This window comes from Dictyobacter kobayashii, from assembly GCF_003967555.1.
GTDB classification, from domain to species: domain Bacteria; phylum Chloroflexota; class Ktedonobacteria; order Ktedonobacterales; family Ktedonobacteraceae; genus Dictyobacter; species Dictyobacter kobayashii.
The window spans coordinates 256,399-279,095 of the sequence record NZ_BIFS01000002.1; the positions used below are offsets into that span (position 1 = coordinate 256,399).

General features: G+C 53.9%; 16 protein-coding genes. 1 reads left to right on the top strand and 15 read right to left on the bottom strand.

Annotated features, from left to right (window positions below; all coding sequences use genetic code 11):
* Positions 1–172: 172 nt before the first annotated feature.
* The 13 genes from EL645_RS41530 to EL645_RS27980 all read right to left on the bottom strand — a co-directional run bounded on the left by EL645_RS41530 (position 173) and on the right by EL645_RS27980 (position 18,983).
* Positions 173–3,214, bottom strand: coding sequence for a discoidin domain-containing protein (locus EL645_RS41530; RefSeq protein ID WP_218032106.1), 3,042 nt, complete (start codon positions 3,212–3,214; stop codon positions 173–175).
* A gap of 370 nt (positions 3,215–3,584) precedes the next feature.
* A complete protein-coding gene (locus tag EL645_RS27925; RefSeq protein WP_161977759.1) occupies positions 3,585–4,724 on the bottom strand; it encodes a GntR family transcriptional regulator in 1,140 nt (379 codons plus the stop codon).
* 205 nt (positions 4,725–4,929) lie between these two features.
* Complete coding sequence (locus tag EL645_RS27930; protein ID WP_126554739.1) at positions 4,930–6,675, bottom strand: WD40/YVTN/BNR-like repeat-containing protein; 1,746 nt, start codon at positions 6,673–6,675, stop codon at positions 4,930–4,932.
* Positions 6,676–6,689: 14 nt separating this feature from the next.
* Entirely contained in the window at positions 6,690–8,294 is a 1,605-nt protein-coding gene (locus tag EL645_RS27935) for a TCP-1/cpn60 chaperonin family protein (RefSeq protein ID WP_126554741.1), read from the bottom strand.
* 21 nt (positions 8,295–8,315) lie between these two features.
* Complete coding sequence (locus tag EL645_RS27940; protein ID WP_161977760.1) at positions 8,316–9,434, bottom strand: ABC transporter ATP-binding protein; 1,119 nt, start codon at positions 9,432–9,434, stop codon at positions 8,316–8,318.
* 26 nt (positions 9,435–9,460) lie between these two features.
* Positions 9,461–10,171 (bottom strand): hypothetical protein, encoded by a 711-nt coding sequence (locus EL645_RS27945; RefSeq protein ID WP_126554745.1) that lies wholly within the window; start codon positions 10,169–10,171, stop codon positions 9,461–9,463.
* A gap of 2 nt (positions 10,172–10,173) precedes the next feature.
* A complete protein-coding gene (locus EL645_RS27950; protein ID WP_126554747.1) occupies positions 10,174–11,331 on the bottom strand; it encodes an ABC transporter ATP-binding protein in 1,158 nt (385 codons plus the stop codon).
* 67 nt (positions 11,332–11,398) lie between these two features.
* On the bottom strand, positions 11,399–12,526 hold the full coding sequence (locus tag EL645_RS27955) for an ABC transporter ATP-binding protein (RefSeq protein WP_126554749.1): 1,128 nt from the start codon (positions 12,524–12,526) through the stop codon (positions 11,399–11,401).
* Between the two features lie 35 nt (positions 12,527–12,561).
* Positions 12,562–13,584, bottom strand: a complete 1,023-nt coding sequence (locus EL645_RS27960; protein ID WP_126554751.1) for a carbohydrate ABC transporter permease — start codon at positions 13,582–13,584, stop codon at positions 12,562–12,564.
* A 42-nt stretch (positions 13,585–13,626) separates the two neighbouring features.
* Positions 13,627–14,553: a carbohydrate ABC transporter permease gene (locus EL645_RS27965; protein WP_126554753.1), complete on the bottom strand. Its 927-nt coding sequence runs from the start codon at positions 14,551–14,553 to the stop codon at positions 13,627–13,629.
* A gap of 103 nt (positions 14,554–14,656) precedes the next feature.
* On the bottom strand, positions 14,657–16,393 hold the full coding sequence (locus tag EL645_RS27970) for an ABC transporter substrate-binding protein (protein ID WP_126554755.1): 1,737 nt from the start codon (positions 16,391–16,393) through the stop codon (positions 14,657–14,659).
* A 131-nt stretch (positions 16,394–16,524) separates the two neighbouring features.
* Positions 16,525–17,730 carry a hypothetical protein gene (locus tag EL645_RS27975; protein WP_136625307.1) on the bottom strand — a complete coding sequence of 402 codons (1,206 nt, stop codon included), beginning with the start codon at positions 17,728–17,730 and terminating at the stop codon, positions 16,525–16,527.
* Positions 17,715–18,983 (bottom strand): glucosidase family protein, encoded by a 1,269-nt coding sequence (locus EL645_RS27980; protein ID WP_126554759.1) that lies wholly within the window; start codon positions 18,981–18,983, stop codon positions 17,715–17,717. The genes EL645_RS27975 and EL645_RS27980 overlap by 16 nt, the downstream gene beginning before the upstream one ends.
* 445 nt (positions 18,984–19,428) lie before the next feature.
* Between EL645_RS27980 and EL645_RS27985 the strand changes: the two genes are divergently transcribed.
* On the top strand, positions 19,429–20,553 hold the full coding sequence (locus tag EL645_RS27985; RefSeq protein ID WP_126554761.1) for a GntR family transcriptional regulator: 1,125 nt from the start codon (positions 19,429–19,431) through the stop codon (positions 20,551–20,553).
* Between the two features lie 48 nt (positions 20,554–20,601).
* Here EL645_RS27985 and EL645_RS27990 read toward each other — a convergent pair whose 3' ends face one another.
* On the bottom strand, positions 20,602–21,351 hold the full coding sequence (locus tag EL645_RS27990) for an SDR family NAD(P)-dependent oxidoreductase (protein ID WP_126554763.1): 750 nt from the start codon (positions 21,349–21,351) through the stop codon (positions 20,602–20,604).
* A 56-nt stretch (positions 21,352–21,407) separates the two neighbouring features.
* A complete protein-coding gene (locus EL645_RS27995; RefSeq protein ID WP_126554765.1) occupies positions 21,408–22,697 on the bottom strand; it encodes an aspartate aminotransferase family protein in 1,290 nt (429 codons plus the stop codon).

Genomic DNA, 22,697 nt, shown 5'->3' on the forward strand with positions numbered 1-22,697 from the left:
GATTCCTTCATCATTCAAAGTCCTTACGTGTAAACGTCCTTGATTACGTGTGTATCTTTAGTGTTCTCCGTTCTACATGTCTGCTCTACAAAGAGATGTAAGAGGTGCGAGGATAGTGGTTGGAAAGCCATGCTGATGTAAGGCTCTCCAACCGTGTCAAAGGGCAGGAAAATCAGGAGCCAAAGACCTGGAATTCATAGAGGGAGTAGCCCCAGGAGGTGCCACGCTGCGTCCCATACATGCGCACGTAGCGTCCCGTCCCCGAGAGCCCCTTGAGATCCTCCGTCCCTCCCGATCCATTGCTCTGTGTATAGATCGTCGTCCAACTGCTGCCATCAGGCGAGACCTGGATCTGGTAGGCCTTGCCGTAGGCCGTCTCCCACTGCAGCTTCACCTCGCTGATGTGATGGCTCGCGCCCAGATCCACCTGCAGCCACTGTGGATCACTGTACTGGCTCGACCACCTCGTGCTTGGATCCCCGTCCACCGCATAGCCCGGTCCTACGCCACTGTTCTCGCTGGAGGAGGCTGTCGCTGGATGGTTCTGCGACAGGTTGCTCGTCGCCCCTCCCCCTGTCACACTGACCTGGCTGAAGCTTGTGGTGTTGAGCGCGCTGGTGTTGTGCGCCGTCACCGCCAGGCCCACATACGCATTGGTCGCCATGCTGATCGTGTCGCTGCCCACCACCGTCCAGCTGCTGCCATCGCTGGAGATCGAGCCGGTGAAGGTGCTGCCCGCTCGCTGCAGCTTGACCCAGTAAGGAGCCGCCACGCTCGCCCCCGCGGTACTGCTGCTGCTGCCTCCTGTCGTGGTGCGGCGCTGGAACACCGCTCCATTGCCCGGTGTAAGCGCCATCAGCGCATGCGTCGAGCCGGCCGTCAGGCTCTCACGGATCATCACTCCCGCTTTGGCCCAGCCATCAGTGTTCTGCTGGCTGTCGATCCTGGCCACAATGGTTCCATCGCCACTGAGCGGCTGACTGACGTACTGGAAGGCATCGGCGCTATCCCAGATGTCGTTGCCCGAGCCGACCACGGTGAAGGTACCATTGCTGGCCGAGGCCGAACCCGCCTGTCCCACCGATCCGATATCCTGCTGCTGCCACGGCGCAGGCAACGAGCCTCCTGTAGGCGTCGGTGTCGGGGTCGGAGTTGTACTACTGATGCTCTGTGTCGTGATCCTGATAGTGCCATTGGAGGGGAAAACCGCTCGTGCAGGTCCATCGACATAGATGAAAACCGAATGCAAACCCGCTGAAAGAGAAAGCGTCACATCCTGGGCAGCATATCCATCGGCAGCTGGATAGAGCGGCATCGAAAGCGTACCAGCCTTATGGTTATCCAGCATGACACGTTCTACAGCTCCACTTTGTTCCTGGTGACCAAAAATGTTGATGCTATAGGTTCCACTCTGTGGCACGCGCAGCAATAGCTCTTTCCAGGGACTTGCAGACGGACTGATATAATCGGTTCCGCCGCTGGTCTCGGCTTGCGTCACTGATTGCCCGACGGTGCCAGATGGTACTACACCAGCTGTCACAGCCGGAAGCGAGGAATTCATGACCTGAACCATCCCATTCCACTTGCCTGAATTCTGGACCGTCAGATCGTCAGAGAGTCCCCACATCCCGTAGGTACTGTAGCGTGTAACGTGCGCGAACTGCATATAGAGTTCGCCGCCATCGGGATACCAGTTGTTGAGTAGATCATGTGTTTCCACATCCTGCATCCCAGGATCACGAGCAGCCGCGAATTTGTTGCTGAGATTTGTATCACCTTCTTCATCCTGTCCGCCTTCATACACCAACGAGTGCAGACCAAAGTAGGTCGCAATCGTACGGCTCTGAAGGTACCCCGATGCATTGTTGTCGCTGGCAGTCTTCTCGCCATTGAGGATGGCGGTGACAGATGAAGAGTCGGCACTGGTATAGTAGCCTGTCTGCGCAATACCATACAGCACGCTACCAGGGGCGCCATAGTTATCGGATACGTATTGCAGCATATCCACATCGTTGCTGACAGCGGCATTATTAATGACGGGTCGAATGCGTGTGCCGTTGTCGCTGAAGGCTGTCTTAAACTGCTTGCCAATCTCGATCGTGCGCTTGGCAATACGACGGAAGCGAATGGTATCATCGTCCGTTTTTCCGTCGTAGTTCAGGTTCGTCCCTCCAGCTTTGACCTCATCCTGGGCAGCCTGCAGATTCCAGGGTCCCTGAGGAAAGCCATAGTGCCACATCTCATTGCTATACTCAACATAAACGTTCACATCCGAAGGGACGCCTTGATTACCTGTTGCGGCATCACCATTTTTCAGCAGGTTTGCCAGCTGGGTCACGTAGTTGTCCGATGCATTCACTGGAATATTGATCCAGATATCTTTATGCGTCAGCTGCGCGACCAGGATGACGTCTTCCCAGGGAATCGTCCCATGAACACCATTGTGATTACTGCCGTAGAGAGGGCCTTCATTAGGCTGCATCCGATCAGCAGGCCATTGCAAAAGATAGGGATAGGCCTCTGCACTTCCCGGTTGCGCGTAATTATTGGTACCCAGCGAATCCATAAATCGGAGGGCTGTCCATTTATAGTTATTGATGGAGTTGATCCAGGGGGTGGTAAATACTTGCGTGGTGTTGGTGGCATAGCCTGGCCGAATCATTTTGACGTTGGTCACCCCTGTCCCAGGATTATCTGTACCGGTACGTTTGGTCTGGGTAAAGGTAATCACGGAGAGCAGGCCCCCAGAAGGGTTGCCAAAGGTGACATCTGCAGTCGTGGTGTTGGTCGAGGCATTATAGTTCTGATTGCTGATGGTGGTGGCCTGGTGTGCAGGATCATCACCTGTAGCTGTCAGTACAGCCTGACCAGTAAACGAAAGCTTGTATGTACCACTCAGGTCAGTTGATTTCTTCAGTGGATCAGCGTTGGTCGCGCTCGGGTTCCAGGCGAAGGTATAGCGATTGTCTTCGGTCCATTGAAAATCACTCGTCGGCCAGCCATTATTGTCTTCAGTCAAAGGGGTAGAGCCTACCTGTTCAAAACGCTGATTATTCTGAATCATATCAACAAGAGACTGTTCATTAAAATCCACATTCAGCCCGAGTGGAGGGGTGCCCGCTGGCGCGGCGGCAGCATAGCTCGGTTGTACGACAGCGCCCCGGTAGAATGCAAAGCTCATCCCGATAAGCACCAATAATACAACACCACTCATGATGTGGGTTCTTTGTGCTCCTTTGCCTACGCGTACTCTCTCGCCGAGAGATGCAGGAAGCGAACCCTTTTCTGTCTGCTTCATAGGGTTGTTTACCTCATTGGACGTGGTTGATTGTTGCTTTCATTGCAACACACAAAACAATGAACAACATGGATAGATACAGATCGGCCTTCTTTCCTGCTATGTCCGCACAACAGGACATGAAGATGTACATTTCTATTGGCTTGCGCATAGAAATGAGAGAATAAAATGATGGTATAGGAAAGAATGGGCCGGTAACAGAACAACTATCTACACGAGATAAAGCATCGTTATCCTGGCATCATCATATCCTCCTCTCGCTAATATTGAGGCCTGGTACTCTCCCTCAGGTACTCGCCTCTATCTTATTAAAAAGGTCCATTGTCCGTCGAAGCCTGGGTATGACTTTCGTTGTAGCGTCAGCAGGTTTCTGGCCTGCCATCAACGTATCCAGGACCATGAACATTTTCTGAACGATTTCTGCTGGATCAAACTCCACAACGGTGAGACCGGGGATGCCATTGAAGATGAGCATTGAACCAGCATTGGCATGGGTAGCGACTTTGATATCATCTCCGATCGTTACCTGTAAGCGATTCAAGGCGGCCAGCACTCCCTCCATGAGCATGTCGTCGGTCACGATCAAGCCATCGGGACGGGGAACAGTTGGATGGCTGAAAACGTCCATGGCTATTTTATAGCCTTGCGCTGAAAAAGACAGGTTTTGTGGGTGCTGATACAGAAAATCTGGAGGAACCGTGCGCGCCAGCTCTGGTTGAAATGGGAGATCAAAAACATTGAGGCAGGACCGATAATCATGAAAGGAGGGTGGCTCCGGTCCATCTACCGTCATCATCGTTGGCGACCAGATCCCGATGTTGCGACATCCCTGCTCCGCCAGTGCTTTGACCGTCATTAAAGCAAATTGAGCCTGGTCAAATCCAACCATCCACCGATCATAACCAGCGAAGGTGACACAGGGGATCGCTGCGTGCTCGCCCCATTCGTAGTCTGACATGCCGACGACAAGCAGCCCATGCACCAGGTGTGCTTCCATCATGTGCACCATCTCTTCTGGTAAGATCACCTGATGCTCAGTCGTTCTCAATACCAGGTGAAAGCTATGATATTCATTTTTGCTCTGCGCCCTGTGTTGCGCCTCCTGAGCAAACAGGTGCCAGAGCTCTCCCCAAAAAGGCGAGTGACGTTGCTGGGCCAGCAGAGAAGCATCGAGAAGAATACTGATGGTCTTACGATGAATTTTGTCGGAGATAAAGATACCTTTGCTATGTTTGCGCTCAATTACGTGTTGCTGCTCTAGCCGGCTCAAGGCTTCATCCAGTGTAGCCCGGCTGGTACCAAAGCGGGTACAGAGTTCACTGACGGTGGGAAGCTTCTGCCCCGGTTCCATTTGTAAGGCCAGTTCACGCACATGCTGGCATAAACGAGGAACTGTCATTCCTTCGCGTGGCTGGGTCGCTGCCATAGCGTCCTCGCTTCCTTTCTTTGTGTCATGTTCCGGCCTCTTTGAGGTAACGGGATATAGAAGAAATAGCATTGTTCTATAACAATAGAATAATCGAGAGAAGCATGTATTGTCAAGTAGACTATCTGAAAGTCATCTGGCGCCATACGAAAACCTGGAGCAGGATTTTTAACCTACTGCTGTATGCACTCCCTGGGCACGTGTATCAGAGCATGCTGATCACATCACCTCCTGCCAATAAGCCATAACACTGCTGGCCGATGCATACGATATCAATCATTTGCATATCATGCGTATGCTTTCTGACGCACATGCAGGTATGAGCATCCAGCGACACCAGAAAAAGTCCTTTCGTCGTGAGAAACAAGAGATGGTCATCGATTGCGAGCACTTTGCGTACCTCATCAAGGGCCTCTTCCTCACCTGCAAAGTGCACCCGTTGCCACTGCCCCCATCCTTCATGGCGCAAGAGTGTATTGCCGATTACCAGCATCAATGGTTGCTGACACATAGCAATGGTGGCCCAGGTCGTCGAGATCTCTAAACCAGCGGCCCAGGTATCGCCCCGACCCAGAGAGTGCCAGATGCGCGCGCGGTACAGCCGGGGATCATAGGTCACTGCGATAGCCAGCGTTGCCTCGGCAACCAGCGCGACAACAGGGAGAATTCCAAAGGGGGAGGGAAGTTGCTGCCACTGCTGACCGGCATCACAGGTACGCAGGAGGCAGGGCGGGTTCATACTCATCCCGAGGCCAAACCCATCAGCGCACACACTCATCTTCGTCATCTGAAGAGGCGCGCTTCCTCCAACCATCTGCCAGTCTACGCCCCCATCGTCTGAACGATAGAGACCCTGTGTGGTCGCGGCACACAACACATCTCGCTCGGAGATACTGGCAGTCTCGATGATTGGCGCCCCTTGCAGGACCGGGCACCAGCCATGCCCAGGGTCATAACGCAACATCCCGGTCTGCGTGCCTATTCCCAGCAGTCTTGTTTTATGCATTACAAGCTGGTGCAGGTCATAGAGAGGAGGATAGGGCAGCGCTTGCCAGCTTTGGCCATCATCGGTACTCACCCAGAGGCCAGTACTGGTACCACTATAGATTCGGCCATCCTGGTGAGCAAAAACCAGGGGAACAACCGGCAAGACCTGTGACCAGGATTGTGACACATGATCCCGGCGCAGAAGGCCGTTTCTGGCGCAACCAAGCAGCAACGTATCCTGATCGGTGATGTCGAGCGCCACCGGCTGCACTCCCTCCGGTACGTCCTGGCACCGATCCCAGTGTCGTCCGTTGTCGTGCGAAAGATACAGTGCTCCTTGCTCTCCAGCGGCGAGCAGGTCCATGTTGGAAGAACGAGCCAGGGCAACAATGGAAAGATCACTCAGGTCCGGGACGGCTTTCCAGGCTCGCCCCGCGTTTGGTGACCGATACAGACCATCGGGTGTGGCAGCCAGCACAATCTCGCGATCAGCCCAGAACAACGCGGTAATCTCAAAGCTCTGCAATCCAAATTGAGAGCTGCGCCATGAGGATCCCCCATCATCGCTTCTGAGGATACCACTTTCCAAAGTTCCAAGGAGTGCGACATGATCATAAAGAAAATCTGGTGAGGCTACCAGGCTCGTCACCGAGGCCAGGCCTTCCTGCATGGCACCGCGAAACCAGCTCTGCCCACCGTTATACGAATAGGCAACTCCTTCAACTCCTCCGGCAAGCAAACGATCACCACAGACGGCAAGGGTCGTGATGCCGGTTAAGGGCGGGCTACCACTACATGGCCGCCATTGCGTGTCCACTCTCCAATGAGCCACACCGCCACTGCCACCGGCCCATACGTCGTCCGGGGTACAGGCCAGAGCCAGCACAGGCACCTCTAATTCGATAGGAAGCAAAAATTGTTCATGCCGTCGTCGTTGAGCAGCTAGCATCATCTCCTCCTTCATCTTTCTCTCGCTCTTCACATGGTATGCACGATGGTATCCGTCGTCATCGCCATCATCGCCGTATTGATCGCTGCTTCCAGCACACCACAGATCACATACGTGCTATCGATGATGCCGCATTCCCGCATGCACACATATTTGCCTCGCAATGCGTCAAAGCCATAATCACCACCGTGGCGCTGGACTTCCCCTAACGCGACCAATGGAGACTGCAAGCCATAATTTTTGACCAGTTGGAGAAAGGGCGCCTCTAGCGCCCCGGCGACAACCGCCAAACCACCGCGCACATCCTCGCACAGCGACCCGTGCATGGCAGTCTGCAAAGATGGGAGACAGGCCAGATATGCGATCCCTCCTCCGGGAACAGTACCGTACATCTGGACCGCTTCCAACACCAACAACGCTTTTTCAATGCTTTCTTTTTTGCGCTCGCGCTCGTGCTCGCTATACGCACCCACTTTGATGACGCCGATGCCTCCCGTCAGCCGGGCCTGACGCATCTTCAGAGTCGCCCGCTCCTTGTCCGCGTGGTCAAGCTGCTGCAACCGGCTACGAATACCAACGAGACGCTGCCTGAGCGTTACGGGATCGCCCTGGCCCGCAACAATAACCAGGCCATTACGCGTTAACGTCGCCTTGCGCGCGCGTCCAAAGTATTCCAACCGCATATGGCGTGGAGAGCAACCCTGGTCCGTGTTGAGCACTTGCGCGCCTACCAGCACGGCCATATCAGCCAGATCGATTCCAGTCAGGCCAGAGGTAATGATCGCGGGCGCAACCGTCAGAATACCGCGAGTATGATTGAGAAGCAGGGTCTTCAGGGCATCCTGTTCAATACCATTCGCTACAATCACCAGGGGCGGTTTATCTGGATGCTGTACCGCCAGTTCCAGGGCGGATTGGACCTGATCAAGTCGGCTAACAACCTCGTCCACGATCATGATCAACGGCTGGTGCAGGTCAATGCCAGCCTTCTGCTCGGGTAGAAAATAGGGATCCGCCACATGAACGTCCCATTGGCCGCCGCTCACATATTCGCGATCCAGATACGGTGTATAGGACTCTTCAATGGCCAGGGAGGCCTGATCACCTAAGACATCAACCGCTTCACCAAGCAGAGCCCCGAGGGCCGCGTCGTTGGTGACATTCGTGGCAATACTGGTCAAGTCATCCTGCCCGGTAGATAGCTGAGCTTGAGCAAGCAAAGCCGCCCGAGCCAGGGATAATCCCAGTTCCATGCCGCGCTTGAGTTCATCAGGATTGGCTCCAGCGGTAATACGCTTGACCGCTTCGCGCAGGGCCGCGACCGCCAGCACCGCACCAGTGGCGGCGCCATCCCCATAACGCTCATGGATCCCCATAGCCATTGAACGTACCATCATGGCCCCAATATTTTCTGCTCTCTCGGGAAGCGCGATGACACGAGTCGCAACCGTCGCCGAATCCTGTAACACCTCCGGCTCCAACCTGCTACGAGCATACAAGACCGATCCCTTCGTGGGTCCAAGCATAAACGCGAGCAAGGTACTGAATTGCTCAAACCCACGCAGAAGCTTGTGCAGAGCCAGTGGAGCCTGTACCAGCGCTGGATGCACATCTGAAGATACAAGCCTGTTCATAGATACAACTCCTCCTGCTAGCTACCAGGACTGAGGGGACAACGCTTCCTCAGTAGAGATATCAAAAAGGCAGATGCGCTCTTCATCCACACCAAAGGCGAATACCTGGTCGATGGCAGGCAGAGCAGCACCGCTATCCTCATACAGCATACGCAGATGGTTGCCATCGACCAGGCGCACGGTCAGAAGATTTTCTCCGACTAACGGTTCGATGTCTTCGACCACGCCCCGGTGAACAGTAACCTGAGGATAGTCAACCAGCTCCCATTCAGGAATAAAAGCTGTTGGCGCAAGCCCCACCATCACAGAAGCAACGTTCTGCTGCACGACCTGGTTCCACCTGGGATCTAACGACAAATGCAGATCGGCCACCTCAACCTGGTAGCCGTCATCGCCATGGATACATCGTCCCTCCAGCACGTTCATCGGCGGGGTACCGATAAAGCGAGCCATAAACAGATTGGCGGGATGGTGCAGAATCTCATCTGGCGTCCCTACTTGCTGCAGATGGCCCCGAGCGATAACAGCAATGCGATCAGCCATGGCAAACGCTTCACTCTGGTCATGGGTGACATAAATACTTGGCTTCCGCTTCTGCTGATGAAGCGCCTGAATATCACGGCGCGCGCGATAGCGCAGTTTGGGGTCCAGATTGGCCAATGGCTCATCAAACAGATACGCATCGGCATCTTTGACCATGGCGCGTGCCAACGCCACACGCTGTTGTTCACCACCGGAAAGGTCGATTGCCGTCTTTGTCAGAAAAGGGCGCAGACCCAGTTTCTCGGCGACCGTACTGATGCGTTTTTCGATTTCGACGCGAGCCATTTTACGCGCCTGCAGCCCATATGCGATATTATCGAACACGTTCATGTTAGGATAGATGCCGTAGTCCTGAAACACCATCCCGAGATTGCGCTGGCGGGGAGACGCGTTGGTAACGTCCTGCTGATTGATAAAAACATGCCCGGCATCAGGCGTTTCCAATCCGCTGATCAAACGTAAAATTGTGGTCTTTCCACCACCTGATGGACCCAGCAACACAAAAAATTCCCCCTCGGCAACATGAAAGCTGATATCATCGACCACCAGGGTATTCTGGTACCGCTTGACCAGGCCCTGTACTTCTAATCCATTCATAGCATCCACATTCTTTCTCATTGTTTTCAGTGAAGCATCGCAATGTGTCCCCGCTGGCGAGCAACCAGTTGCCGATATTGATAGGTTTGTAGGAGGGCAACCAGCACAGGCACAATCAAGAGGATGCCCACCAGGGAAACGGCCCCAAAGAGCAACAAAATCAGGACAACGACCCCGGTGCGCAACGATTGCGCGGGATAGCGCCAGGCGAGGCGCAGCGAAACTCGCAAGATGCGCCAGGACGGGGCATCAGAACGATCGGCAAACAGCGGCCCCCAGTACAGTGAACAGAACAGCAGCCAGAGCAGGACAAACTGCACCAGGATCTCCAGCAGCGGCTGATGCAAGGAAGAGGCAAGGGCCAGTACGAGCAGCCCTGGACCAAACACTCCGTAGAGAGGGGCAAGGCGACGAACGCTGTTGAGGGCATTCTCCCGCATCGTCTGTCTCAGCAGGCTCCACGTCAAAGGGTCGTCCTCACACACCTTCGCCACCAGGCAAAAGACGCAGCCAGATGAGGCAGCCATGGCGGTAATGCCGATGAAGAGACAAAACAAGCGCAGCCAGAGCGGCCATGCGCCCAATCCCAGTGCAGCCAGGACCGGCAGTAACGTAAGAGACCAGACAAGATTGATCACGACCAGCGCCTCAATATGCTCCTTCGCCAGCGTAAAACTGCTCCAGACGGGATTGCGCTGCTCCTCTTCGTATACGATACCTTCTTCAAATGCAGCCATTTTTACCCCACATTCTCGCTCACCGCAGCCGGTGTGCGCGCTCCATAGAGCAGGGACGCCCCCGTCTCTTTGTCAAAAAGGTGCACCTTACGCGTATTGACGGCCAGGGGAATCTCTTTTCCGATATAGGAGGCCGGTAGCCGCAGCTTAAACGTAATGGTGAAGTCCTGTGGCTCCTCTTCCAGGGTACTGCAATAGACCGTACTGCCGACGGAGGTCGGCTCAATGACATTCACCAAACCGTGCAGAGTGTTTTCCTCGCCGACGGCAAAAGGGGCCTTTTTCGGAACATGATAATCCTCCGGCCGAATTCCCAGCTTGACCTGCTTGCCTATATAGACCTCTACTTTTTCTCTGAGTTCGCGAGGCAAAAGCAGATCCAAAGCGGTACCGCGCATCCAGATGTCATCGCCTTCAGCCTGCAGGGTGACGTCAAAGAAATTAATGCTGGGTGTGCCGATAAAAAACGCCACAAACTCGTTGACCGGACGCTCATACAGGACCTGACCGGACCCCATCTGTTGAATCTGCCCATCACGCATCACGGCGATGGTATCTCCCAGCGCCATCGCCTCGGATTGATCGTGCGTCACATAGATGCTTGGCATCCCTTTTTGCCGGTGCAGAAGCAGGATATCCTCGCGAGCCTGCAGACGCAATTGCGCATCCAGATTCGCCAGAGGCTCATCGTAGAGATAGAGTGTGGCATCACGTACCAGTGCTCGTGCCAGCGCGACACGCTGGCGTTCGCCACCGCTTAACTGGCGCGGCTTCCTTTTGAGAAAGGCATCGATATGAAAGAGGCGGGCCGCATCGGGCACGCGCTGCTTGATTAGTGATCCTGGCGCGTGGCGTGAGCGCAAACCATAGGCGATATTTTCATAGACCGTCATATGTGGGAAAATAGCATAGTCCTGGAAAACCATGGCGATATTACGATCGCGGGGGCGTATCTCGGTCATTACCCGTTCACCGAAAAGGATCTCTCCACCTGTCACAGGCTCCAGCCCGGCCAGCATGCGCAGGGTCGTCGTCTTTCCACATCCTGAAGGCCCCACCAGGACAAGCATCTGGCCCTCAGGCACTTCGAAACTAATATCGTCAACGGCAGCCTTCTCTTTGAAGCGCTTCACCAGATGCTGCGCGACAATCGTACTCATCTTTTTCACTCCTTTGTGTCGACATCCCCTTCTCTCTCTATACTCGGGATGCGTACCATAATGGCATTTATTCGAACAGATCAGGAACACCAGGGGTATGTAGCACCCGCTCCCCTTCGGGTTCAAACAGGATCACACGTTCCCAATCCGGCGTCACCTTCACCATCGGCCGGTCGGGAATGTCCAGTGGCGCGAGGGCGGTGACAGGGATATCACCCGGCAGCATCCCATGAATGAAAGCAGCCTGTTCGGTTGGGATGCGCTCAATATGGCGAATCTCCAGTTCCATACCGTCCTCCCGTCCCAGTATCCAGTCAGCTGGCCGCACACCCAGACGAGCGGGGCCAGCCAGATGATAATCTGCCAGGATTGGAGGCAGCGGCCAGGTAGTTTCACCACTGCGAATCTCCATGCCAGCAAGGTTCACAGGAACAATTGCGATCGGAGGCGTGCCGATAAAGGTGGCCACAAACAGGTTCGCAGGCGTATAGTATAGCTCATCAAAGGTACCTACCTGCTCAATGTGTCCGCTACGCATCACGGCGATGCGGTCACCCATAAAGATCGCCTCTTGTTGATCGTGGGTCACATAGAGCGTGGTAATCGAGAACTGACGCAGGAGCTTCTTGATCTCGATGCGCGTCTTCTCGCGTCTCTTGGCGTCCAGGTTGACGATGGGTTCATCCATCAAAAACACCACCGGATCGCGCACGATGCAGCGTGCGATGGCCACGCGCTGCTTTTCGCCGCCAGAAAGCGTATCGGGCAGCCGACCCAGCAGAAGCTGAAAATCAACCCCCAGGCGATCGGCCACCTGCTGGACGCGGGCCTCCATGTCTTGCTCTGAGCGATCGTGCTGCTCAAAGTAGTACGCCAGATTTCCCTTTCCCTTCATGGTCGGGTAGAGGGCATAATCCTGAAACACCATGCCCACCCCACGATCCTGCGGCTTGATCTCGCTCATGTCATAGCTATCGTAGTACACATGTCCCGCGTTGGCATACTCCAGGCCCGCTACTACCTTCAACAGCGTACTCTTGCCACAGCCTGAAGGGCCAACCACGCTCAGGGTCTCACCACTGGCGATCTCCAGTGTCACATGATTGAGCGCCGGGCCATGTTTATAACCGATCAGTGTCACTTCTTCCATGGCGTCATACTGCTTCACGACATCAACAAGTGCAACCGTAACCATCGCTCTTCCTTTCTTCTCTTCCGCGTTCCACGCCCTTATTTCAATCCCCTGATCCGAATACCTTTGAGCAAGTAGCGGAAGCTGATCAAGAAGATGAAAAAGATTGGGAGCGATTGCAGGATACTCAACACCATGATGCCGTTCCAGCTCAGTCCCTGCTGCGCCAGTCTGGCGGCGCTGGTCGTCGTATTGGCAGCCTGTTCCGCATTGGTGGCTCCGGTCGAGGTAAATGCATTGACAAGCTTATAGACCGCCACCGATATAGGAAGATTCTGTGGACTGGAAATGACCAGGGAGGGCCAGAGGAAACTATCCCAGATCGATGAAAACTGCATGGACATCACGACCGCAAAGACCGGAATGCTCATAGGGAAGACAATACGCCGAAAAATATTCAATTCGGACCCGCCATCCACCCGAGCGGCCTGTAAAATCGAGTTCGGAATTGTATCAAAGAATGCCTTGAAGTAGAGAAAGCCATAGGCATTAAAGACCGAAGGCACGATCACAGCCCAGAGCGTATCGTTTAATTGCAAGGATGGATACGGATCACCAGACGGAAGCTCTGGCACATAGGAAAACGGAAACGGAAAATGTTGAATCAGCAGGTACGTTGGAACGAGCATGACGGCCCCCGGCAACAGCATCGTACCGATAAAAAACAGGAAGGTCCAGCGCGCAACGGGTCCACGCTGCAATTTACTGTTGGCATAGGCAGCCAGCGCGGTAACGGGTGTCGAGAAGAGCAAGGTCAGGCCCGTCATCAGCAAAGAATTGCCAAAGTAGGTAAAGAAATTGGCGCTTTGCTGTCCACCGCTACTCAGTTGTTCACCATTGACGACATTAATGGCCAGCTTCCAGGCATTGATATCAAAATGGATTGGCCACAGGGTTGGCGGCGTTTGCAGCGTCTCGGATCCCGTTTTAAAGGAGGTGATCAGCATAAAGTAAAAAGGGATCAGGTGCAAAAAGATACCCAGGACAAGAAACGCGATTAACAGCCACCAGGAAATACGCACATGCGGCTGTTTGCGTCCAACCGCGGGAAAAAGAGCCATGTATCTACTCCGTTCTCTCTTCGTCGAGGAGGACCCGTGACATCAGGCATCTGGATCTTCTTTGACAAGCAGGCGTGAAATGATGATAAAGACCAGCGTAACCAGGAAAAGCAGGCAGGCCAGCGCCGATGCATCGGCATAGCGTAACCCACTGAGCAGATCGTACACATAGATCATGACGGTGCGGCTGCTGCCAGATGGTCCACCTTCCGTCAGAATCTTGGGCGAATCAAAGGTCTGCAGCGAGGTAATGATGCTCAACAAGAGCATTAACGCGATGACAGGCCTGATGCGCGGCAACGATATGGTCCAGATTTTGCGCCAGAAACTGGCGCCCTCCACCTCTGCGGCCTCGTAGTACGAGGTTGGAATACTCTGCAGCGAGGCCAGGTACAACAAGCCGGGGCTGAAGAAGAGCGCACCCGGTAAGACCAGCCAGAATAAGACGAGTTTCGGATCCTCCAAAAAGAGCTGTGGCGGCAAATGTAGGATACTGGTCGTAATAAATTGGAAGATCCCATAATCTCGATCGTAGAAGTACCGCCAGAGCATGATGGTCGTGATGTTGCTCAACGGTAAGAACCAGAGGAACATCATCCAATAGGTCACCTTCTTGGGCATCTCCAGCAGGAAGATAGAGGCGATAATCGGCAGGAAAAAGGTCAGCGCGATAGACATAATCGAATAGATAAACGTAACATAAAAGGCACTGCCAACCAGCGGATCGCTGAAGATATGAACATAGTTCGCAAAGCCAACATACTGGCTCGGTTGAATCACCTGTCCATCGGTAAAACTGATCGCGAGTCCGGCGATCAATGGATACCATCCCCAGGCCAGTTGAAAAATGAGAGCAACCAGGATAAAGAGCCAGGTTTCGATACGGCTGCGTCGGCGCAGCTTCGGTGAAAGGCTGGCGGCAGGGGCCGCAGCCTCTGCTGCTTGCACCTCGGTCGATGAGCTAGGCATAGTAACATGCTCCCTCTAAGGGTTGTGTGTACACACAACAGGTGGCTCAGGATGGAGAGGCCATCGCCCTCCCCACCCTGAGCCGGCATTACAACACGGTTAGCTATTTGAGAGCAGGAAGAACTTCACTATTGTAAAAGGTACTCCAGTCGCCTGAGTAGAAAGTCGGCGCATGCTTTTGCCAGAAGCTATTGAGCGTGGCATAGTATTTCGTAGCCCCATCTTTAAACTCCGCCGGTGAGATACTGGATGAGAGTGAACGCGCCTGCTGGTTATAGATATCCTGGAATTTTTTGAGAATAGGCTCGACATCTTGCTGGGTTGAACTGAGCTGCTGCAACATGTCATCATGAGAATCATCGCTGGGAGGAGCCTGTTTATCAGCCGGGATATACAGGCCATCCGAGGGCACCAGTGGAATATTGATCAACGCCATATAGTCGGCCACAATCTTCGCACCAAAGACGTTTTCTACCGTCACATTCGCCGGTACTTTGGGATTTTTCTGGAAACGATTGCCTGGCGTAATGTAATCGTAGACCACGTGTGGATCTTTGGTGAGATCGTAGCGCATCGCCCTGGAGTCAACGTACCCATCCCCAAAGAACATATAGAGCCAGAGGTCGGCGGCCTTATCCAACGCACCATTCTTCAGATGGGGATTCAGGAGCACCGCGCCATAATCGGGACAGATCGATGAATTAAACGCACCATTGGAGCCATACGGATATGGAACATAGCCGATCAGCTCATCCAACGGCTTGTTGTACTTCTTCGGCATGTCAGGAATGGTCACCGGAGCATAACCACCAATAGAGAGCAGGCTGGAGAAGCCAGGTGCCATGGGGAAGCTTCCATTGGCCATCTGTGCCACAGCATCTCCCTCCCAGGTATAGGCGGTCGCATTCTGGCGAATCAATTTGTCGTCAAAGATCATGGTGCGATAGAGCGCAACGCGATCTTTCCAGGATTGCAGCCAGGGAGAGAGATTCACTTGCTGATGCCAGTTGCCGTTTGGCACAGGCACACTCCCCAGAATACCTCCATGGGATGCGGTATCCAACATATTGGAATTGGTGAGATAGCCAATCATATATTTCGGCGCTCCCATCGCGGGCTTCCCAGGGGTCGCCATCGCTTTGGCAAAGGTCCGAAAATCATCCCACGTCCACCCCATCTTAGGCTCCGCGATCCCTTTTTGTTTGGCCAGGTCGCGGCGGTAAAAGAGTCCCGCACCCGCACTCACCAGGTCACCAGGCAGGCCGTAGAACTTCCCATCCAGGTTCCATTTCGCGTTCCAGATCGGCTTGGCATAATCCGCAAGTAACGAGTCCACATTATATTTTTTCAGGATATCCGTGGTTTCTGCAGCCAACCCAAGGGTACCCGCGAAGTGGTTTTGAGCAGCGGTAGACCCCGGACCCAGGCCAGCATACCAGTCAGGCGCGGTACGTGCCGCGACCGCGGCGATTAATTTTTGCGATGTTGAAATGTCAATCGCTGTATACTTGAGCGTGACATTCTTATTTTTACTCAACCACGTCTGCAGCGTTGCCACAGTGGCTTTGTTGTATGGATCGGTATCGCCTTTCTTAGCGGTCGCAGGAATCGGCTTAAAGGGCCAGTCGCCAGTCGTTAAGGTGACAGGAGACGTGGAGGTCGACTCGGTATTTCCTCCACAGGCGGTGAGAATACCGCCACCCGTGAGCGCAAGCCCTCCCACAACCGCGCCGGCGGCGAGGTTGCGAAGCATTTGTCGTCGTGTAAGGGTTGGTGCTGGTGCCAGAGATACAGGTGCCACCGATGGCACATCTTGCCCAATGCTTGTTTCGTCGGACATAACGTTCTCCTTTACTTACCATCCTGTAAGATAAAAATAGATATGAAGACAAGAGGAGTGTGCACCATTCATGTGATGATAGACCTCCCGAAAAAACGCACAGCCGCGTACGAGAAACGAAAGGGATCCATTTATCTATATGAAATGCTGACCTGGCAGCGCGGATGGAGATCAGCATGAAAGTCTGCATAGATTGATTGTTCTATCTCTACCTGCGCATACGCGATTGGCTTTGTCCCATCGGTAACAGAAGTAATGGCGGTAACACCTTTGGGCAGAAGCACATGGAAATCACAGCGTTCACCGCTGCCTGTGAACTCAATCGTGATACAGTGTTGCTCGATATCGTGCGCATAGTGATAGGCAACGTATCCATGGGAGGCCGGGTACCTGACGGTGGCATGAACCTGCTGTACGCCTGCTGCGCTCCAGCGCGGAGAGACAGCCACATGGCTATAGCCGGTCGCCTGATCGACCACGCCGGCCAGCCCCTCAATCAGCGCATAGATGACAGCCGAGGTCGCCCAGCCATCGGGTATGCCGTAGGAGATGGGAGAGACCGGAAAAGATACAGGCTGGTCGCTGAGCGTGATACCCAGTACACCCCAGAACGCTGCTCCCTGCGCAGCGGTCAGCGTTATGCTATCGATACACTTTTCGGGAAATGGATTCTGCAGACCATAAGCAAGCAGCCCGACATTGAGGCAATGAGCATTCTTGCCCCGCCACGCGACATGCGTTACCCGCTGGTCCCCGACTTGCGGCAACCACCACCCCTGCACGTTGTATCCCCGCACGACGTGCCGCGCAAACATACTGCCATCTTCGTACTGGACGGTAATCGTACCAGCGACACCGTCCGCTTCTGTCTGCGAGACAGTATGCAAGAAATAGATCGTCTCTGCGGACTTCTGGACCGGAATCCTCACCGAGGAGGCATATCCCGCCCGATTGCTGATCCCAATCGCAGCCCGACGCCCATTCGTTTGCGGGTCCGGCAAGACAAATGGAATGCCAGCCATTTCCTGCCACCCATACGGGACTTCGTGCAGATCGTTATCACCCTCCCCAATCCAGCCAGGGACCCCTTCAGACCCCGCACCGTTGACGTCGATATTGGCATGCTGAGAAATGTCGAGCGTCTGAAAGTGAGGCCGCTGCGATGCGGGGAACGCACCGGTATAGACGCTATGGAAGATGCTCCCGTACTGCTTTCCCAGCGCATACAGGCGCTCTAGAATATCGACCGCATAGGCTTCAAAACCATGCTGGAAAGCCCCGTGTGCCAGTTCTCCAGCCACAATGGGGGTGACACCACCGTTCATGTACTGCCACATCTCATTGTGTCCCCCAAAGCCATGCCCGAACGGGGATAAATGGTATACCATTCTCCTGGCGATCCCTCTGGCAGATGTTCTTTGAGATCCTGGTACGCCTGAAGAATCGAGACACACAATGTATGTGGTAGACGGCGGTTGAGCGAGTATGCATTGGAGAGCGCGATCTGTTCAGCCTCATCGACACCAAGGTCACGCTTGCGCTCCGGATGTTCTGGAACATGATGCGTAAAGAAACGTCCATTCCAGCTGAGTTGAAAAAGCCGTTCACGGATCCCCTGACCACGCTGGCGATACCGGCGGGCCTCTTCTAAGGAACCACTATATTCCAGCATCTCTGCCAGGTAATCACAGGCCATCGCATAACCGGTATTGTCACCAAACATAATGCCAAAATGCGTGCGTTCAGGATCCACCAGCATCGCATCGCCATGAACCACACTATCCACCCGGCTTTGAAAGTCCCAGGTATCGATGGTATAGCCGCGTTTGAGCAGTTGATATTTCTCTGACCAGCGATACGGATCAGCGATACTGTAATCCAGGGCTTTTTTCGCGGCCTGCAAACACGTCTTCATCCACACATCGTCACAAACCGCCTTCCAGGTAAAATACAATCCCTCCACAAATAAATATTCAACATCATTTTCAACCGGGATACGTTTAAATTCGGCGCTGGCGTCATCGAATATACGAATGAAATCTCCTGGCGCAAAACGCGTCTCCCAGTAATTGGGCTCTGGTTCCCGCAACGTAACGTTGTCCCAGATCATCCCATCAGCACGCTGACTGTCGCGATACAGGTCGATACAATCTTTCAGGACGCTCGAAAAATACTTCATGCCCTTCATTTCATGTACGTCATCGCGCAACCACCCGACAAAGCAGCGATAGATGCGCCCAAGATACCGCACCGAAGTGATGTATTCGCCCTCCTTTACCTTGGTGTAGTACAGCATCTGCAGCAATTCGCGATACAATCCATCCTGATCGTCAATACGTGTCTGGCAATCAACACGGAAGGTCAGCTCATCCTGTACCATGCCCATGGGACCTTCAAGGGTAATCCGATGATGCCCCAGTGCTCCTGAAACGACAAACTGCACAGCTGTCATGGCAGGCTGGCGCAGATAGATCCGTCCCAGCCCATCCCTGACAACCAGGGCGCTCTCCTGCATCGGCTCAATATCGGTGAGCTCTACATGCTCCAGTGGCTGAATATATTCACAGTTCTCCGTTCGCGCAATCTTCACAAACATATCCTTCATTAAGTAGTTGGACATTGAAGAGTATGAGCATGTTTTACCTTTCAGAAGGAGGACATGACATACCGACGTATGGATAGCATTGTAATTATGAGTAGGAGGTACCAATCAGAATAGGAGTTCCGCTGCCCTCCTTTCGCAATTATGACGCAGACCACTAATGTTCAAGAACATCCGGCTATTCTCCATCATTGCCAAACATTCTAGAGCCGCTCCTACGGGCTTTATATCATCGAAGGAACGAAAACATTTTATTATTGTTCTAGAACAATAATAAAATGTTTCTGTTTTTTTGTCAATACCTGACTTTATATTAATATTTTTGTCCAAAAAACAGAGAGCTTGACAGGAGATAGCCTCGCTACTATACTTTGTTCTAGAACAACTATGCCTCAGGCGTGATTTTTAACGAAAGAAAAAACGATAAGAGCTGATGACAACACCTTCTTCACAAGCAGAAACCAAAGTACGCATGCTGCATACGCAGATACGCGATCTGGCATATCAACGCGGGCCGGGAAGCAAGTTGCCAACAGTGCGCGAGCTCTGTCAGATGTTTCAGACCAGTCGCGTCTCGCTGTATGAAGCACTGGACGACCTGGAGGCTCAAAACATTCTGTATCGGGAACAGAGCCGTGGCATCTTCGTTTCACAGAAAATTTATCGCAAATCTATTTGTATCGTCCTTGATACCTCGCTGTTGTTACGCACCAGCGCCTCCCCTTTCTGGGGGATGCTCTGGGGCCATTTCGCGGCCGTCACGCAACAGCGATCGCAGATCAAAGACGAATACTACACCATGCACCTTATTTCGCGTGTGCCAGGCAACGACACCCAATTGCCAGAAGAAATTGAGCGACTCATTCAAACGGAATGCATCCATGGAGTGCTGGCAGTTGGTTTTCCAGCTGCGTTCAATGAGCACATTATGAGCCGGGGCGTGCCCTGTGTCACCTTCGCGGAAGGCGGGAACTGGATGGTTGGCTTAAATATGATTGAGGTCCTCCGGCTAGGAGTTAAATGTTTAACCGAGCAAGGCTGTCAGCAGATTGGGTTGTGGAATACAACATTCTGGCAAGGTGATTCGAACGTAGCAGTACCATCCTATGACGGACTGTTTGCCTCCTTCCTGCAGACCTATAGGCAGACCTTCCACCCGGATCTGATACAAAGCATCTACAAGCTCTCAGCCGCGCAATCGTCGCTCCCCTTCCAGACGTTTCAGGAACAGGGCTATCAGCTCGCGCTACAGGTCTTTACCAATCCAGCGCTCCCCAAGCCTGATGGCATTGTCAGCACCGATGATATGATGACAGATGGGCTACTAGCGGCATTCCAGACCCTGGGCATACGTGTGGGTGAGGATGTCAAAATCGCCACGCATGCCAATAAAAGTTCCATGATGCTCTTCAAACACATGCGGGGCATGACTGTGATCGAGTTCGATCCCGAAGATATTGTGCACGCCATGTTCTCGATGCTTGACCAGCTGCTTGTCGGGCAAACCCCTTCACAACGTGTCATCGAAATTGCGCCCAGTCTCCTGAGTCGCTCGTAGGAGTTGGACCTGCCCCGGCGTAATCGCAAACCGGGACAGGTCTCACACCTATTGGGCGAGTTGCCCTCCATCGAGCAGGAGCTCGGTCCCGTGCATAAATGCGGCGTCATCCGATGCCAGGAACGCGTAAGCTGCCGCGACATCCTCGGGCCGGCCAAGCCGTCCCAGAGGGATATTGTTGACGTAGGCCCCGATAAACTCTGGTGAGTCGATCGATTCGGCCAGTGGCGTCAAAATATAGCCCGGACACAACGCATTAACACGAATACCAAGAGGACCCAGTTCCAATGCCATCGTCTTCATCAGCATGACCACCGCCCCTTTAGATGCATTGTAATGGGCATATTTCACCTCGCCAGCCAGGCCATTTTTGGACGACATCAGAACAATGGCACCTCCATTGCCACGTGCGACCATACGCTTGGCCGCCTCACGTGCGATCAGAAACATCCCGCGCAAATTGACCGCGATAATCTTATCCCAGTGCTCACTGGTAATCTCAAGAAACGGCTCTTCCCAGGCGATCCCTGCGTTATCGATCAAAATGTCAATCCCATTGAGCCTGCGCTCAGCCTCCTCGACGATCTGGTGCGCCTGCTCCTCAATACTGACATCGCCAACCATGCCAGAGATTTCGCCCAGGGATACAAATGCCTGGACTGTCTGCTCCACCTCGTCCTGCTCCAACCCGCAAATAAAGACTCGCGCTCCCTCTTCGAGAAAACGCCGGGCCGTTGCCTGCCCGATACCACGGCTGCCACCAGTAATCAACACCCCTTTGCCTTGAAGACCACGCATACGCTTACTCCTCTCCTTCACCTGTAGTATGTCACGATAAACATTCTCACGCTTCACTATGAGAACGACGTCAGGACCGCATCGGCGGCGGCCAGCGATTCATCGATGTCTGCAGCTGTATGGGCCAGGCTGATATGATTGCGTTTGAGATTGACGGGCAATTCATAGATACCGCGCTTGATCAACGCGCGTCGATAAGTCACAAAGGTCTCGGCATCGTTGCGCAGTAGATCCTCGTAGCTCTCGATCGGCGGCTCCATAAAGTACAGCAGAAAGACCGAGCCAAAGCCGGCAACGGTCGCGCGTAGACCATGGCGCTGGACCATGGCGGTCAACCCATCGCGCATCCGTGTTCCCAGATCAAACAGATGAGGGTAACTATCGGGCCGCTCCAAAATCTCGATGGTCGCCAGCGAGGCGGCCACGCTGGCGGGATGAGCGTTAAAGGTGCCCGCGAAAAAGACATCGCCACCCGGCCTGCAGTGATCGAGCAGGTCCGCCCGTCCGACAAGGGCCGCGAGCGGAAAACCATTAGCGATCGCTTTAGCCATCGTGGTCAGGTCAGGCGTCACCCCGAGCGCTTTTTGGTAGCCCCCAAGTCCATGCCGAAAGCCGGTGACGACCTCATCGAAGATCAAAACGGCGTGATGCTGGCTCGTCAGGTCGCGCAGGCCCTGCACAAATTCCTGATGGGGAAGGACGGTACCAATGTTATGGGGAATGAGCTCGAGAATAATGGCCGCGATCTCTGATCCCTGCTCCTGCATGACCTGCTCTACGGCAGCCAGATCATTGAAAGGCAGCACCAGTGTGTTCTCGATCGCCTGTGGCAGCATGCCGGCCGAGAGCGGATCAGGCTGTCCGACTTTGTCCGCCGGGCTGATCACGTTCATTAAGACGGCATCGTGCCAGCCGTGATAGCAACCCTGAAACTTGATAATCTTCTGACGACCCGTTACCGCCCGCGCCAGGCGCAGCGCCGCATAGGTCGCTTCAGACCCCGAATTACAAAAGAGCACCTTTTCAGCGGAGGGCATGTGCTCGCAGATCTTCTGAGCCAGTTGCGCCTCCAGTTCGCTCGACCCTACGCCAACAACGTCGATCGACGCCATAGCTTCTGCGGCGCGCTGCTGGACTTCAGGATGGCAGTGGCCCAGCAAGGGTGGCCCAAAGGCGGCATGGTAGTCGATATAGCGCCTGCCCTCGGCATCAAAAAGGTAGGCGCCTTGCGCTCGGGTAAAGACAAGGTTAGGCTCGACCAGGCGGTTGGCGCTGCTCACCCCACCCGGAATGTAGCGCTGAGCCTGCTCGATGATCTGCTGGGAGCGTGATGCTGTCGTTGCCAT

Excerpts from the sequence above, each read along its gene's own strand:
- EL645_RS41530 (WP_218032106.1), bottom strand. The coding sequence starts at position 3,214 with ATGAGTGGTGTTGTATTATTGGTGCTTATCGGGATGAGCTTTGCATTC.
- EL645_RS27925 (WP_161977759.1), bottom strand. The coding sequence starts at position 4,724 with ATGGCAGCGACCCAGCCACGCGAAGGAATGACAGTTCCTCGTTTATGC.
- EL645_RS27930 (WP_126554739.1), bottom strand. The coding sequence starts at position 6,675 with ATGAAGGAGGAGATGATGCTAGCTGCTCAACGACGACGGCATGAACAA.
- EL645_RS27935 (WP_126554741.1), bottom strand. The coding sequence starts at position 8,294 with ATGAACAGGCTTGTATCTTCAGATGTGCATCCAGCGCTGGTACAGGCT.
- EL645_RS27940 (WP_161977760.1), bottom strand. The coding sequence starts at position 9,434 with ATGAATGGATTAGAAGTACAGGGCCTGGTCAAGCGGTACCAGAATACC.
- EL645_RS27945 (WP_126554745.1), bottom strand. The coding sequence starts at position 10,171 with ATGGCTGCATTTGAAGAAGGTATCGTATACGAAGAGGAGCAGCGCAAT.
- EL645_RS27950 (WP_126554747.1), bottom strand. The coding sequence starts at position 11,331 with ATGAGTACGATTGTCGCGCAGCATCTGGTGAAGCGCTTCAAAGAGAAG.
- EL645_RS27955 (WP_126554749.1), bottom strand. The coding sequence starts at position 12,526 with ATGGTTACGGTTGCACTTGTTGATGTCGTGAAGCAGTATGACGCCATG.
- EL645_RS27960 (WP_126554751.1), bottom strand. The coding sequence starts at position 13,584 with ATGGCTCTTTTTCCCGCGGTTGGACGCAAACAGCCGCATGTGCGTATT.
- EL645_RS27965 (WP_126554753.1), bottom strand. The coding sequence starts at position 14,553 with ATGCCTAGCTCATCGACCGAGGTGCAAGCAGCAGAGGCTGCGGCCCCT.
- EL645_RS27970 (WP_126554755.1), bottom strand. The coding sequence starts at position 16,393 with ATGTCCGACGAAACAAGCATTGGGCAAGATGTGCCATCGGTGGCACCT.
- EL645_RS27975 (WP_136625307.1), bottom strand. The coding sequence starts at position 17,730 with ATGTGGCAGTACATGAACGGTGGTGTCACCCCCATTGTGGCTGGAGAA.
- EL645_RS27985 (WP_126554761.1), top strand. The coding sequence starts at position 19,429 with ATGACAACACCTTCTTCACAAGCAGAAACCAAAGTACGCATGCTGCAT.
- EL645_RS27990 (WP_126554763.1), bottom strand. The coding sequence starts at position 21,351 with ATGCGTGGTCTTCAAGGCAAAGGGGTGTTGATTACTGGTGGCAGCCGT.
- EL645_RS27995 (WP_126554765.1), bottom strand. The coding sequence starts at position 22,697 with ATGGCAACGACAGCATCACGCTCCCAGCAGATCATCGAGCAGGCTCAG.